The 13,127-nt window shown below is 72.2% G+C and carries 13 protein-coding genes; 10 read left to right on the top strand and 3 right to left on the bottom strand.

All coding sequences use genetic code 11. From position 1 onward, the window contains the following. The first annotated feature begins 41 nt into the window (after positions 1-41). Both G3I78_RS03395 and G3I78_RS03390 read left to right on the top strand, forming a co-directional pair. Positions 42-1,313, top strand: a complete 1,272-nt coding sequence (locus tag G3I78_RS03395) for a VWA domain-containing protein (RefSeq protein ID WP_164421202.1) — start codon at positions 42-44, stop codon at positions 1,311-1,313. Continuing rightward, positions 1,313-2,128 (top strand): hypothetical protein, encoded by an 816-nt coding sequence (locus G3I78_RS03390; protein WP_164421201.1) that lies wholly within the window; start codon positions 1,313-1,315, stop codon positions 2,126-2,128. The genes G3I78_RS03395 and G3I78_RS03390 overlap by 1 nt, the downstream gene beginning before the upstream one ends. A 56-nt stretch (positions 2,129-2,184) precedes the next feature. On the opposite strand, the gene G3I78_RS03385 is transcribed toward G3I78_RS03390, so the two are convergent. Next, positions 2,185-2,811, bottom strand: a complete 627-nt coding sequence (locus G3I78_RS03385) for a winged helix-turn-helix transcriptional regulator (protein WP_164421200.1) — start codon at positions 2,809-2,811, stop codon at positions 2,185-2,187. Between the two features lie 87 nt (positions 2,812-2,898). On the opposite strand from G3I78_RS03385, the gene G3I78_RS03380 reads away from it, so the two are divergent. From G3I78_RS03380 to G3I78_RS03355, 6 genes are all read left to right on the top strand, one after another. Then, entirely contained in the window at positions 2,899-4,107 is a 1,209-nt protein-coding gene (locus G3I78_RS03380; protein WP_164421199.1) for a pyridoxal phosphate-dependent aminotransferase, read from the top strand. 94 nt (positions 4,108-4,201) lie between these two features. Then, positions 4,202-6,523 carry a hypothetical protein gene (locus tag G3I78_RS03375; RefSeq protein WP_164421198.1) on the top strand — a complete coding sequence of 774 codons (2,322 nt, stop codon included), beginning with the start codon at positions 4,202-4,204 and terminating at the stop codon, positions 6,521-6,523. Between the two features lie 19 nt (positions 6,524-6,542). Further along, on the top strand, positions 6,543-6,935 hold the full coding sequence (locus G3I78_RS03370; RefSeq protein WP_164421197.1) for a DUF5955 family protein: 393 nt from the start codon (positions 6,543-6,545) through the stop codon (positions 6,933-6,935). Positions 6,936-7,034: 99 nt separating this feature from the next. Further along, complete coding sequence (locus G3I78_RS03365; protein ID WP_164421196.1) at positions 7,035-7,634, top strand: histidine phosphatase family protein; 600 nt, start codon at positions 7,035-7,037, stop codon at positions 7,632-7,634. 162 nt (positions 7,635-7,796) lie between these two features. Further along, positions 7,797-8,420 (top strand): hypothetical protein, encoded by a 624-nt coding sequence (locus G3I78_RS03360; protein ID WP_164421195.1) that lies wholly within the window; start codon positions 7,797-7,799, stop codon positions 8,418-8,420. Between the two features lie 54 nt (positions 8,421-8,474). Then, complete coding sequence (locus G3I78_RS03355; RefSeq protein ID WP_164421194.1) at positions 8,475-8,891, top strand: acyl-CoA thioesterase; 417 nt, start codon at positions 8,475-8,477, stop codon at positions 8,889-8,891. A gap of 27 nt (positions 8,892-8,918) precedes the next feature. Here G3I78_RS03355 and G3I78_RS03350 read toward each other — a convergent pair whose 3' ends face one another. Then, positions 8,919-9,314: a helix-turn-helix domain-containing protein gene (locus G3I78_RS03350; protein ID WP_164421193.1), complete on the bottom strand. Its 396-nt coding sequence runs from the start codon at positions 9,312-9,314 to the stop codon at positions 8,919-8,921. A 112-nt stretch (positions 9,315-9,426) separates the two neighbouring features. Between G3I78_RS03350 and G3I78_RS03345 the strand changes: the two genes are divergently transcribed. Next, entirely contained in the window at positions 9,427-10,872 is a 1,446-nt protein-coding gene (locus G3I78_RS03345) for an MFS transporter (RefSeq protein ID WP_164421192.1), read from the top strand. 97 nt (positions 10,873-10,969) lie between these two features. Then, positions 10,970-11,776, top strand: coding sequence for a chitosanase (locus G3I78_RS03340; protein WP_343243636.1), 807 nt, complete (start codon positions 10,970-10,972; stop codon positions 11,774-11,776). On the opposite strand, the gene G3I78_RS03335 is transcribed toward G3I78_RS03340, so the two are convergent. Next, positions 11,761-13,125 (bottom strand): nucleobase:cation symporter-2 family protein, encoded by a 1,365-nt coding sequence (locus tag G3I78_RS03335; protein ID WP_164421190.1) that lies wholly within the window; start codon positions 13,123-13,125, stop codon positions 11,761-11,763. The genes G3I78_RS03340 and G3I78_RS03335 overlap by 16 nt on opposite strands. Positions 13,126-13,127 lie beyond the last annotated feature (2 nt).

The raw sequence follows: 13,127 nt of genomic DNA, 5'->3' as shown, positions 1-13,127 counted from the left end.
CCGTTTTGTCGTGCGGCGCACCTGATCAATAGGATCCGGCGATGATCACAAGAAAACGGCTGGCGGCAGGAGTGTGCGCCCTGCTCGTCGCCCTGACGGCCGGGATCGCCTTCCCGGTCGCGGCGGTCGCCGGTGAACCCACCGGCCAGGCCGCACCCCAGGTCGACCTCGTCCTCGACGTGAGCGGCTCGATGCGGACGGCGGACATCGACGGCGGCACCCGGATGGCGGCGGCGAAGCAGGCCTTCAACGAGGTGCTGGACGCGACGCCCGAGGAGGTCCAGCTCGGCATCCGGACCCTCGGCGCCGACTACCCGGGCGACGACCGCAAGACGGGCTGCAAGGACACCGCGCAGCTCTACCCGGTCAGCACGCTGGACCGCACCGAGGCCAAGACGCAGGTGGCGACCCTCTCCCCCACCGGCTGGACGCCGATCGGCCCGGCGCTGCTGAAGGCGGCCGGCGACTTCGCCGCGGGCGACGGCTCCAAGCGGATCGTGCTGATCACCGACGGCGAGGACACCTGCGCGCCGCTGGACCCGTGCGAGGTGGCCCGGGAGATCGCCGCGAAGGGCGTCGACCTGACCATCGACACCCTCGGCCTGGTCCCCAACACCAAGATGAGCAAGCAGCTCAGCTGTATCGCGGAGGCCACCGGGGGCACCTACACCTCGGTCGAGCACACCACCGAACTCACCGACAAGGTCAACCAGTTGGTGGACCGGGCGGCCGACCCGGTGGTGACGCCGGTGGCCACCGAGGGCACCGACTCCTGCGCCACGGCGCCCACCCTGAAGTCGGGGCTGTACACCGACCGTGAGGAGTTCACCCAGCAGCGCTGGTACCGGGTGGACGTCAAGCCCGGCCAGGAGCTGCGGACTTCGGTGAGCGTGGGGGCCGACCGGGCGGTGAACCCGTCGTACGGGGTGCTGCTGCGGGCGGTCACCGTGCACGGCCGGGAGATCGTGCGCGGCGAGGCGGCGGGCAACGGCCGTACGGACGTGATCTCCACGGGGCTCAGGTACCCGAAGGCCGAGAGCGACTCCGACGACGAGGACGCCCCGGCCGAGACCGTGTGCCTCCAGGTCACCAACTCCTTCTCGGCCGCCTCCGGGGTGAAGACCGCTCCGGGTCTGCCGCTGGAGCTGACGGTGGACGTCGTGGACGGGCCGTCGAAGGCGAGCGACGTGGCCTCGTTCGGCCTCGGGCGCGGCTGGTGGCTGCTCGGCGCGCTGATCCTCGCCGGCTTCGTCGCCGGTCTGCTGTGGGGCTGGCTGTCGCGCTGGCGGGTAGCGGTCTGGAGGACCAACTGATGCGGATCACACGCGCGTTGAGCGCTTCCCTGCTGTTGCTGGGCCTGGCCGTCGCACCGGCCGCGGCCGACTCCTCGCCGACCCCCTCGGACTCGGCCTCGACGGACGGTGACGCGCCCACCCTGGCGGGCACGTCGTTCCGTACCGCGACCGAGGTCGAGCAGGGGCAGACCGCCACGGCGAGCGGCTCGACGGGTGACTACCTGTACTGGTCGTTCCCCGCGGACGCCGGTCAACGGCCCACCGTCGAGGCCACGGTGAAGCTGCCGGAGACCCACGCCGCCGAGACCTGGCAGCTCGACGTGTACGACGGGCTGCGGCGCCGCCAGTCCTGCCAGTACGGCGCCCAGACCCGCACCGCCGCCGCGGACGCGCGCGAGGTGGAGCTGGCCTGCACGCTGCGCACGGTCCGCGCCTGGTCGGAGACCTGGGCCAACGACCCGCTGCCGGGCACGTACTACGTCCGGCTGACGGTCACCGGGCTCAGCACCGCCGACCTGGGCCTCCCGGTCGGCGCCGAACTGCGGGTCGGCTCCAAGGACATCGGCGGGTCGGCCGCGGTGGACGGTTCGCTCGCCGAGCCGCTGGTGCCGGGGATCGCGGTCAGGTCCGAGGCGGAGAAGGACGGTTCGGAGGACTCCTCCTCCGCCGTGCTGTCCGCGATCGAGCCCGAGGACGGCTGGTCCTCCGGCTGGTGGTCCGACCGCTGGGTGTGGACCGCGATCGGCGGGGCGCTGGCCGCGCTCGCCGGTGTCGGCGGATACGCGCTGACACGCGGTTCGGGACGGCCGTCCCGGGTGCCGCCGGGCGCCTGATGCCCGCACCCTGACACACCGTCAAGAAGGCCCGCTCCGGCGGGCCTTCTTCGCGTTCACCCCTCCCTGAGCGCCTTGGCGATCGCCCCGTCCCCGGTCACCTCGACCCGCCCGTCCCGCACCGCGTCCGTCAGGCTCAGCTCCCCCCGGCCGACGGCCCCGCAGGTCCCGGCGTCCAGGACGAGCCGGGCGTCGGGCTCGCCGGGGGCGGGTCCGTCGCCGTACGCGGGACCGTGCTGCGCGCCGACGTACAGGTGGAAGTCGCCTTCCTCCAGGCGTACTTCGACGAGTCCCTCGCCCTCCAGGGAGCGCAGCAGGGGCAGCGCCGACCAGTGCGCGCGTACCGCGTCGGTGGGCCGCCGGTCGCCGAGCTCGGGTCCGCCCCAGGTGCCGAGAGCCTGGAGTACGGGCAGCAACTCGCGTCCGCGGGCGGTGAGTTCGTAGACGTAGGCCGCGCCGGGCGGGGGCAGCCGGCGCCGGGTCGTCAGGCCGTCGCGCTCCATGTCCTTCAGCCGTGAGGCGAGTACGTCCGTGCTCACACCGGGCAGGTCGGCGTGCAGATCGGTGTAGCGGCGCGGGCCGGCGAGGAGCTCCCGGACGATCAGCAGCGTCCAGCGGTCGCCGACCGCGTCGAGCGCCCGGGCCGCGGAACAGTACTGGTCGTAGCTTCGGCGAGGTGACATGCGACGCAGTCTAGACAAGTTGTTGGACTTTCCAAGCAGCTACTTGGTAAAACCAAGCAACACCCGAAACCGGAGAGGCGGCAGCGCATGGAGTTCCGGCAGTCGAGCAAGCTCAGCGAGGTCTGTTACGAGATCCGCGGCCCGGTGATCGAGCACGCCGACGCACTGGAGGAGGCGGGCCACAGCGTGCTGCGCCTCAACACCGGCAACCCCGCGCTGTTCGGCTTCGAGGCGCCGGAGGAGATCGTCCAGGACATGATCCGGATGCTCCCGCAGGCGCACGGCTACACCGACTCGCGCGGCATCCTCTCCGCCCGCCGGGCCGTCGCCCAGCGCTACCAGACCCTGGGCCTGGAGGTCGGCGTCGACGACGTGTTCCTCGGCAACGGCATCTCCGAGCTGATCTCCATGGCCGTACAGGCACTGGTCGAGGACGGCGACGAAATCCTCATCCCCGCCCCGGACTTCCCCCTCTGGACGGCGGTCACCACGCTGGCCGGCGGCAAGGCGGTCCACTACCTCTGCGACGAACAGGCCGACTGGTACCCGGACCTGGACGACATGGCCGCGAAGATCACCGACCGCACCAAGGCCGTCGTCATCATCAACCCGAACAACCCCACCGGCGCGGTCTACCCCAAGGAGATCATCGAGGGCATCCTCGACCTCGCCCGCCGGCACGGCCTGATGGTCTTCGCCGACGAGATCTACGACCAGATCCTCTACGACGACGCCGTGCACCACTCGGTCGCGGCCCTCGCCCCCGACCTGGTCGTCCTGACCTTCTGCGGTCTCTCCAAGACGTACCGCGTGGCCGGCTTCCGCTCGGGCTGGCTGGTGGTCACCGGACCCAGGCAGCACGCGAAGAACTACCTGGAGGGCCTGACCATGCTGGCCTCCATGCGGCTGTGCGCCAACGCGCCCGCGCAGTACGCCATCCAGGCCGCGCTCGGCGGCCGCCAGTCCATCCACGACCTCACCGCCCCGGGCGGGCGCCTGTACGAACAGCGCACGGTGGCCTGGGAGAAGCTCAACGAGATCCCGGGCGTCTCGTGCGTGAAGCCGAAGGGCTCGCTGTACGCGTTCCCCCGGCTCGACCCCAAGGTCCACAAGATCCACGACGACGAGAAGTTCGTCCTGGACCTGCTGCTGCGCGAGAAGATCCAGGTCGTCCAGGGCACCGGCTTCAACTGGCCCTCCCCCGACCACTTCCGCATCCTCACCCTGCCGCACGCGGAGGACCTGGAGGCGGCGATCGGGCGGATCGGCCGGTTCCTGAGCGGCTATCGGCAGTAGCGGGTGGTGTGGATGGGATTCACGGTCGGCGAGAGCGGGGATGCCATAGAGTGCGGCCACTGATCCGGGGGGATCGGGGGGATGGGGGTCCCGGTTGTTGATCTCGAACAGGCGTGCTTCGGGCACGCCCCCGGCCTTACGCGGCCGGATCACGCTCCTGGTCCTGACCGTCGTCCTCGCGGGCAGCCCATGGGTCCAGGGACCGCTGTGGGACGTGTACGAGGAGGAGTTCTACCGGCAGCTGCGGACCGACGAGGAGTTGCTGCGCCGGGTCCTGGAGGCCGCGTTCCTGCCCGCCTGGTCGCTCTCCTCCGACCGCTACGGCAGCACCTCCGCCCTGGTCGTCAACGACCTCGCCGTGCTGCTGCTGCTCGTGGGGCTCGCCTTCTTCGCGGCCCGGATGCAGGCCCGCGGGACGGCCACCTGGCCGCGCTGCCTCGCCGTGGGCGTGCTGGTGTCGGCGGTCGCCAACCTGTCGTGGTGGGGCATGCAGAAGGCATTCGTCCCCGACGTGCTGCTGGCGCCCTCCGACGAACTGCTGAAGGACCTGCTGCTCAGCGCCCTCATCTTCGGCCTGGCGGTCGGCGCGCTGCTCGCGCTGCTGACCACCGGTCTGCCCGCGACACCCACCACCAGGTCCACCGGCGCCCTGGCGGCGCGGCGGCGCCGCTGGAGCAAGGGAGGGCCCGGCATGACGTCCGCGCCGGTCCACATGCCGGTCGGGAGCACTCCGGGTGACGTCACCCGGTATCTGTGCGCCGCGGCCTACGTCGACGAGGGCTTCGCCGACCGGGTGGTGGAGGACCTCCTGGCCGACGAGGCCGCGGCCGTGGCCGGCTCACCCGACGTCGACCTGGTGACGGTGGCCCGCCACTGTCTGACGGCCCAGGAGATGCGGCTGCGCCGCGATCAGCGGCTGACCGCGGCCTTCACCGCCGTGGCGGTGTTCGCGCCCCTGTGGCTGGTGTTCGCCGCGCTGCTCCTGTCCGCCGCCCAGCGCGCCGACGGCAGACCCAGCCTGGCCACCCGCGGCCGGCACCAGCCCGAGGGCAGGGTCCTGGTGGGCGCCGGGATCGCGGCCGGTGTCACGGTCGCGTTCGGCTTCCTGTTCGGCGTCGTCGTCTCGGCGCTGCCCACCCCCGGCTTCGTGAGCTGGGTGCTGGGCGCCTATCTGGCCGGGGTGCCGGCCGCCCTCGTCTCCTTCGTGGCGGTGGCCTACGCGTACGCCACCGTCGTACGCCATGATCTCGACGTCGACCGGCTGCTGCGCACGACCATGACCCGCGAGGCGTTCGCCCGGCAGCCGCGTCCCACCGTGCCGCCGCGGAAGTGGATGGCCGAGCGGCTGGCGGCCATCAGGGAGGCGCAGGACGGCAACGTCACGGTGTACAGCGGCTACACGCCCTTCATCGGCTACTCGGAGGCCGCCTCGCAGTGGCCGATCGCGGTGCCACTGCTGCCCGCCGACGACCCGGTGGGCGCGGTCCCGCGCCCGGCCGTGCCGGAGCCGTTCACGGTCACCGAGCTCGTCGACCACGTACGCGCGCGGCTGCTGGCGACCGCCGCGCGCGGGCCGGCCGACGCGGCGGCGGACGGGGCGCGGCCGCTCGGGTCCCTCGTCGTCGAGGACCGGGTCTTCGCGAGCGGCACCAGCATCGGTGACGACGACCGGTTCATCAGGACCACCAGCCTCGCCCCGGCGGCCCGGCTGTCCGCCGAGGAAATCGAGCGGATCATGGAGCAGCCGACCGGCGCGGTCCGCCACTATCTGGCGGTCCATGTGCCGCTGTGGGGCGGGGACGTGGTGCCGAGCGTGTTCCTGCACTTCTCGACCACCGGCAGAACGCTCCATCTGCACTGCAGCAACCACGTGCTCGGCCCGGTCCGGGCCGACTACCACGTCGTGGACCGGCTGCGCGGGCCTCTCTCCGCCGAGGCCCGGCGGGGGCTGCTGCTGGAGGCCGTCCCCCGCACCGGCGTCGCCTTCTACGCCGCTCCGTTCCGGGCGCTGCGCCAGGCCCGCTTCGAGGAGCGGCACAGCAGGCGGATGGCGGACGAGCTCAAAGCCCTGGAGCAGGACCCGGTCTACGACTTCGGCGCCCGGCTGAGCGTCCGGGAGCTGGCCCTGAGCCCGGACTACCAGAACTACTTCCAGGTCGTGGACGCCGTACGGATCACGTCCCTGGTGGAGCGGCACACCCTCGCCGCGATCCGCGAGTTCCTCGACGCGCGCGGCTACGACACCACCGACTTCCGCGCCCAGCAGCAGACCATCCTCAACCAGGGCCTGATCCAGCAGGGCGGGATGAGCATCATCGGCAACCAGGCGATCGGCTCGGGCGCGACCGCCAACCAGAACGTCCCGCAGCAGTCCGGGGCGACGGCCCTGGGCGCGGTCGGCGGGTCCGGCAAGTAGCGCGGGCAGGAGGCGGCTCATGGACAGTGACGACAGGCGACAGGATCCTCCGGTCAACAACGGCCTGATGATCAGCGGTGGCACCCACTACGTCGGCAACCAGGCCATCGGCGACCACGCCCGGGCGTTCTCCGGCTCGGTCTCCTTCCAGCCGGCCGACGCCGAGCGTACGGCCGAACTCCTCACGCAGGTCGAGCGGTTGCTGGCGGAGCACCGGGCCGCGCTCGCCGACCCCGAGGCCACCACGCGGGAGCTGCGCCGGCTGCGTGAGGAACTGGACGAGGACGAGCCGCAGCCCTCGGTCCTGCGGCGGGCCCTGACCCGGCTCACCGAGTTCGTGCAGCCCGTGCCCCCGCTGGTGCTGGCGGTCGGGCAGCTCGCGCAGTCGGTGCAGGCGCTGCCGGGGTTCTAGGGGCTGTCCGGCCCAGTCCGCCCTGCGGGCCCCGGGGACCGTGTGGCACGGTGCTCGCAGGCGAGACGGTGCTCGCAGCGAGCGGGAGAGGGCGCGCGCGTGGGTGATCTCTTTCTGGTCCGGCACGGCGAGACCGAGTGGTCGCGGTCCGGACGGCACACGGGCTGGACGGACGTGCCGCTGACCGAGCGCGGCCGGGAGGAGGCGCGCCGGCTGGTGCCGCTGATCCGCTCCCACCGCATCGGCGCCGCCTTCGTCAGCCCGCTCCAGCGGGCCCGGGAGACCGCGGAGCTGATCGGGCTGCACGACCTGCGGGTCGACGTCGATCTGCGCGAGTGGGACTACGGCGGCTACGAGGGCGTCACGACCGTCGAGATCCAGCGGGAGCGGCCCGACTGGTTCCTCTTCACGGACGGGGTCGCGCCGGGCCCGCCCGACCACCCCGGGGAGAGCCCGGAGCAGGTCGGGGAGCGGGCCGACCGGATGCTGGCCAAGGTGGACGCGGCCCACGCCAACACCGAGGGGTGCGTGGTGCTGGTGGCACACGGCCACTTCCTGCGCGTCCTCACCGCCCGCCGCCTCGGCCTGCCCCCGTCGGCCGGGGCACTGTTCCAGCTGGCCACGGGGACGCTGTGCCGACTGGGCACGGAGCACGGGCGACCGGTGATCGCGGGCTGGAATGTCAGACCGGGGTCGTAGCCTTCGGAACGGAGGGGGCGGTGAGCCGCCTCGCCGACGGAGGGGGTGGTGAGCTGTGTCGCCGACGGACGGGGACGTTGCCTGCCTTCGGGAGGAACGGGGCCGGCAGCCGGCCTTCAAGACGGAGGCGGCCGTGACCCCGTCTCCAGGAAGGAGCCCGCCGTGACGCGACCGCCCACCGCAGCGCAGCGGCGGGTCATCGAGGCCGCCGATCCCGTCACCGGGCGGCTGAGGGGCACCGAGGCTCAGCTGGCGCAGTTGGTCAGACGTGGGCTGGCCTTCCGGCACCCCAGGCCGCCGCACGACCACTTCCTCACGCCGACGGGCCATCGTGTCCGGGAGACGGTCGAGGAGGCGCCCGCGCAGCCCGCCGCCCCGGCCACCGAGGTGTTCGCCGCGCACATCGGCGGCACCGAGGAGCCCGCGGCGACCGGTCCGGCCCGGGTGCGTGAGGTGCACAGCGCCTGGCAGGGACTGCTGGAGCTGCGCCGGATGACCAACCCGGACGGGGCCACGGACCGGCCGTGCGGCTGGGAGCGCGGTCATCTGGTGCAGGCGGCGGCGCTGGCCCTGGAGGCGGCCGGTCACCCGCCGGAAGCGGGGGGCGTGCCCGGCTACCGGGTGCGGGCGACCCCGCAGCCGGAGGCGGTCGCCGTGCACGCGCAGGACGCCGGGGCGCTGCGGGCCTGCGCGATCACCCTGGAGAGCGCCGGCTGGCAGACCGGCGAGTACACCGAGCCCCGCACCAGAGCCCGGTACCTGCTGGCCTCCCCGCGCCGCGTGTAGCGGGCACGTGTCAGGATCGGGTCGGCAACCGGCTTGGTACGAGAGGGGATTGACGTGAGCGAGTCGTTTTCCGTTCCGGTGACCGTCCGCGGGTACGAGACGGACGTGCAGGGCCATCTGAACCAGAGCGTGTACATCAACTACGCCGAGCACGCCCGCTGGTCGCTGCTCAAGGCGGCGGGCATCACCCAGGCGGAGCTGATCGGCAGCGGGGTGGGGCCGGTGGCCCTGGAGACCACCGTCCGCTACCGGCGGGAGCTGCTCGCGGGCGACGAGGTCGAGGTGAGCTGCGCCTTCGAGTGGGGCGAGGGCAAGACGTTCCGAATACAGCAGACCATCCGCAAGAAGGACGGCACGGTCGCGGCCGAGATCACCGCGGTCGGCGGCCTGATGGACCTCAAGGAGCGCCGCCTGGTGGCGAACGCGGGCGAGGTCTTCAAGGGGCTGGCCTCGGACCCGAGCCTGCTGTAGCCAGGATTCCCGCCCGGCGTCATGAGCTCAGGCCGGCTCCGGTTCCCGCTCGGCGTCGTAGCTCGCCCGGGCCTCGGCGATGTAGACCCTGTTGCGCTCGGCCCAGTCGGTCAGGCGTTGCAGGGTGTCGTGCAACTCGCGGGCGACCGGGGTGAGTTCGTACTCGACCTTGGGCGGCACCGTGGGATGGACGGTACGGGTGACGAGTCCGTCGCGCTCCAGGTTGCGCAGGGTCAGGGTCAGCATGCGGCGGCTGATGCCCTCGATGCTGCGCTCCAGTTCGGTGAAGCGGATGGGCCCGTGGGCCGCCGCGACGAGGATCTGCACGCTCCATTTGCCGGAGACCCTGTCAAGAACCTCCCGCACCGGGCACGCGTGCGCGTTCACCACCTGCGAGGTAACACCGGTGTTCCTCTGGGACATCGAACTGCCTCCTTCTGCCGCTCCCCCATGGTCACCGACGATGTCCTCCGTTACAAGTCGTGCACCTACGACACTTACCGGAACCTACGGCAACCGCGGAGGCCACGCCGTCATGACGACCGTCGTCGAGACCCCGACCCCAGGGGCGCACCGAACCCACTCCCGCCGGGCGGCCCTCGCCGTCCTGTGCGCGGGCACGCTGATGACGATCCTGGACGGGAACATCGTCACGGTCGCCATGCCGGCCATCCAGAGCGACCTCGGTTTCTCGGGGCCCGGGCTCGCCTGGGTGGTGAACGCCTATCTGATCCCGTTCGGCGGGCTGCTGTTGCTGGTGGGCCGCCTCGGTGACCTGGTCGGCCGCAAGCGGATGTTCACGGCGGGGCTCGCCGTGTTCACCGCGGCGTCCGTGCTGTGCGGGGTGGCCACCGGCCAGGGCACGCTGATCGCGGCCCGGGCTCTGCAGGGCGTGGGCGGGGCGATGACCGCGGCGGTGGTGCTGGGCATGCTGGTCGCCCTGTTCCCCGAGCCACGCGAACAGGCCCGGGCCATCGCGGTGTTCAGCGCGGTCGGCGCGGCGGGCGGGGCGCTCGGCACCTTCCTGGGCGGGGCGCTGACCCAGGCCCTGAACTGGCACTGGATCTTCCTGATCAACCTGCCGATCGGGCTCGTCGCCCTGCTGGCCGCCGTGCGCGTGCTCGCCCCCGAGGAGGGCGCGGGTCTCGGCCGGGGCGCCGACTACCCGGGAGCCGCGCTGGTGACCGGCGCGCTGATGCTGACGGTGTACGTCATCGTCGGCTCCGGCGACCGCGGCCTGCCCTGCACGCTCCTCCTGGCCGCGCTCGCCCTCGCCCTGTTCACGGCGTTCGTCCTGCGCCAGGCGCGGACCGTCCGTCCGCTGCTGCGGCTGCGGCTGTTCGGGTCCCGGCTGCTGTCCGGGGCGAACGCCGTCCAGATCTTGATGATCGCCACCATGTACGGCTTCCAGTTCCTCGGCGCGCTCTACGTCCAACGCGTCCTCGGCTACGGCGAGTTGCTCACCGGCACCGCCTTCCTGCCGGCGCCGGTGGCGATCGGTGTGCTGATGCTCGGGCTGTCGGCGCGGACCGTGGGCCGGTTCGGTGCGTACCGGGTGCTGCTGGCGGGCCTCACGCTCATCGTCGCCGGGATGGCCCTGCTGAGCCGCGCCCCCGCCGACGGCTCGTATCCCGTGGACGTCCTGCCGGTGCTGCTCCTGCTCGCCGCCGGGTTCGCGGCGGCGATGCCCGCGCTCACGGGGCTCGCGATGTCGGGGGCGAGGGAGGAGGACGCGGGACTGGCGTCGGGGCTGTTCAACACCACGCAGGTGGTGGGTGGTTCGCTGGGTCTCGCGGTGCTGTCGGTCCTGGCGGCGAGCCGGACGGAGGGCCTGCTGGCCGGTGGCGCGGAGACGGTGGCGGCCACGGCGGCGGGCTACCAGCTGGCGTTCCGGGTGGGGACGGCGATCGCGGCGGCGGCCCTGCTGCTGGCGGCGGTGGCCCTGCGCCCGGGCCCTTCGCAGGCGGTCGACAGGAAGTGACCCGATCTCACAGTGACCTGCCATGGGCACCCCACGGCATTCCCAAGTCGGCGCGCAACTCTCAAACCCCTTTCACAGCGCCTCACTTGGAGACGACGTGCCCCTCCTGTCCAGAACCGCCGCCCGCCGCACCCTGCTCGCCGTCCTGGGGGCCGGGGTGCTGAGCACGCAGTGGCCGTCCGCCGAGGCCGCGGATCCGACCGGGCTCGACGACCCCGGCAAGAAGGACATCGCGATGCGGCTGGTGTCCAGCGCGGAGAACTCCTCGCTGGACTGGCAGGCGCAGTACAAGTACATCGAGGACATCGGGGACGGCCGCGGCTACACCGGCGGCATCATCGGCTTCTGCTCCGGTACGAGCGACATGCTGGCGCTGGTCGAGCTCTACACGGACCGGGTCTCCGGCAACCCCCTGGCCGGGTATCTGCCCGCCCTGCGCGCGGCGGACGGCACCGACTCGCACGACGGGCTCGACGGTTTCCCCGCCGCCTGGCGGAAGGCGGCCAAGACCTCGGCGTTCCGCAAGGCGCAGCGGGACGAGCGGGACCGCGTCTACTTCGGCCCGGCGGTCGGGCGCGCCAAGAAGGACGGCCTCGGCACGCTCGGCCAGTTCGTCTACTACGACGCGATGGTCATGCACGGCCCCGGTACCGACGCCCTCAGCTTCGGCGGCATCCGCGCCCGGGCCCGCCGGCACGCGGCCACCCCGACGGACGGCGGCGGCGAGAAGACGTATCTGAACGCCTTCCTGGACGCCCGGGTGTGGGCGATGAGACAGGAGGCCGCCCACAGTGATGTCAGCCGGGTCGAGACGGCCCAGCGGGTGTTCCTGAAGGCGGGCAACCTCGATCTCGACACCCCGCTCAAGTGGAAGGTGTACGGGGACGGTTACGAGATCGACTGAGCGGGGACGGCCTCCATGGGGTGGGTGACGTCCTGCGCGTCGCTGCCCCTGCCGAGGTGGTTGAAGACCAGGTTGAGCGCCACCGCGGCCACACAGCCGGTCGAGATCCCCGAGTCCAGGACGATCCGCGCGGTCTCCGGGAAGGCGTGGTAGAACTCCGGCGCGGTGATCGGGATGATGCCGACGGCGAGCGAGACGGCGACGATCAGGACGTTGTTGTCCTTGTCCAGGCCCGCCCTGACCAGGGTCTGGATGCCGCTCGCGGCGACCGAGCCGAACAGCACGACCCCGGCGCCGCCGAGCACCGGGCGCGGTACGACGGCGATGAGAGAGGCGGCCATCGGGCACAGTCCCATCAGCACCAAAAAGGCGCCGCCGGTGGCGACGACGTACCGGCTGCGGATCCTCGTCATGGCGACCAGGCCGATGTTCTGGGCGAAGGCGCTGCACATGAAGCCGTTGAAGAGCGGGCTGAGGGCGGAGCCGAGGGTGTCGGCGCGCAGGCCGGCCGCGATGGTCCGCTCGTCGGCGGGGCGTTCGACGATCTCGCCCAACGCCAGCATGTCCGCGGTCGATTCGGTCATCGAGACCACCATGACCACGCACATCGAGAGGATCGCCGCGAGCTGGAACTGCGGGGCGCCGAAGTGGAAGGGGGTCGGGAATCCGACGACGGCCGCGTCGGCGACGGGGGCGAAGTCCGTGGCTCCGAAGGGGATCGCGACCAGGGTGCCGGCCACCAGGCCCAGCAGCACGGCCACTTGCTTGACGAAGCCCCGGGTGAACCGCCGTAGCAGCAGCACGATCAGGAGGGTTGCCGCGGCCAGGCCCAGGTTGGTCGCCGAACCGTAGTCGTGGGCAGTGGGGTCGGGCCCCTGCGCCCAGCCGAAGGCGACCGGCAGGAGCGAGACGCCGATCAGGGTGATGACGGTGCCGGTGACCACGGGCGGGAAGAAGCGGATCGCCTTGCTGAAGAAGGGGGCGGCGAGGAAGCCGAGGAGGCCCGCGACGATCACCGCGCCGAAGATGACCGGCAGGGCGTCGGACCGGTCGTCCGTGGAGGCGACGATCGCGGTCATGGGGGCGACACCGGCGAAGGTGACGCCGTTGACGAAGGGCAGCCGGGCGCCGATCCTCCAGACGCCGAGGGTCTGGAGGAAGGTGGCGAGGCCCGCGGTGAACAGACAGGCGCCGGTGAGGAAGGTGAGGTCGGCGGCGGAGAGGCCGATGGCCGCGCCGACGATCAGGGGCGGGGCGACGACTCCGGCGTACATGGCGGCCACGTGCTGGAGGCCGGTGGTCGCCATCTTGAGGGCGGGGAGTTTCTCGTCGACGGGGTGAACTGACACTG

The organism is Streptomyces sp. SID13726, assembly GCF_010548375.1.
Classification (GTDB): domain Bacteria; phylum Actinomycetota; class Actinomycetes; order Streptomycetales; family Streptomycetaceae; genus Streptomyces.
The sequence above is the reverse complement of the archived record's forward strand: the minus strand, read 5'-3'. Positions and strand labels throughout refer to the sequence as shown.

Bases quoted from the DNA above. Each gene is read 5' to 3' on its own strand.
- G3I78_RS03395 (WP_164421202.1), top strand. From the start codon at position 42: ATGATCACAAGAAAACGGCTGGCGGCAGGAGTGTGCGCCCTGCTCGTC.
- G3I78_RS03390 (WP_164421201.1), top strand. From the start codon at position 1,313: ATGCGGATCACACGCGCGTTGAGCGCTTCCCTGCTGTTGCTGGGCCTG.
- G3I78_RS03385 (WP_164421200.1), bottom strand. From the start codon at position 2,811: ATGTCACCTCGCCGAAGCTACGACCAGTACTGTTCCGCGGCCCGGGCG.
- G3I78_RS03380 (WP_164421199.1), top strand. From the start codon at position 2,899: ATGGAGTTCCGGCAGTCGAGCAAGCTCAGCGAGGTCTGTTACGAGATC.
- G3I78_RS03370 (WP_164421197.1), top strand. From the start codon at position 6,543: ATGGACAGTGACGACAGGCGACAGGATCCTCCGGTCAACAACGGCCTG.
- G3I78_RS03350 (WP_164421193.1), bottom strand. From the start codon at position 9,314: ATGTCCCAGAGGAACACCGGTGTTACCTCGCAGGTGGTGAACGCGCAC.
- G3I78_RS03345 (WP_164421192.1), top strand. From the start codon at position 9,427: ATGACGACCGTCGTCGAGACCCCGACCCCAGGGGCGCACCGAACCCAC.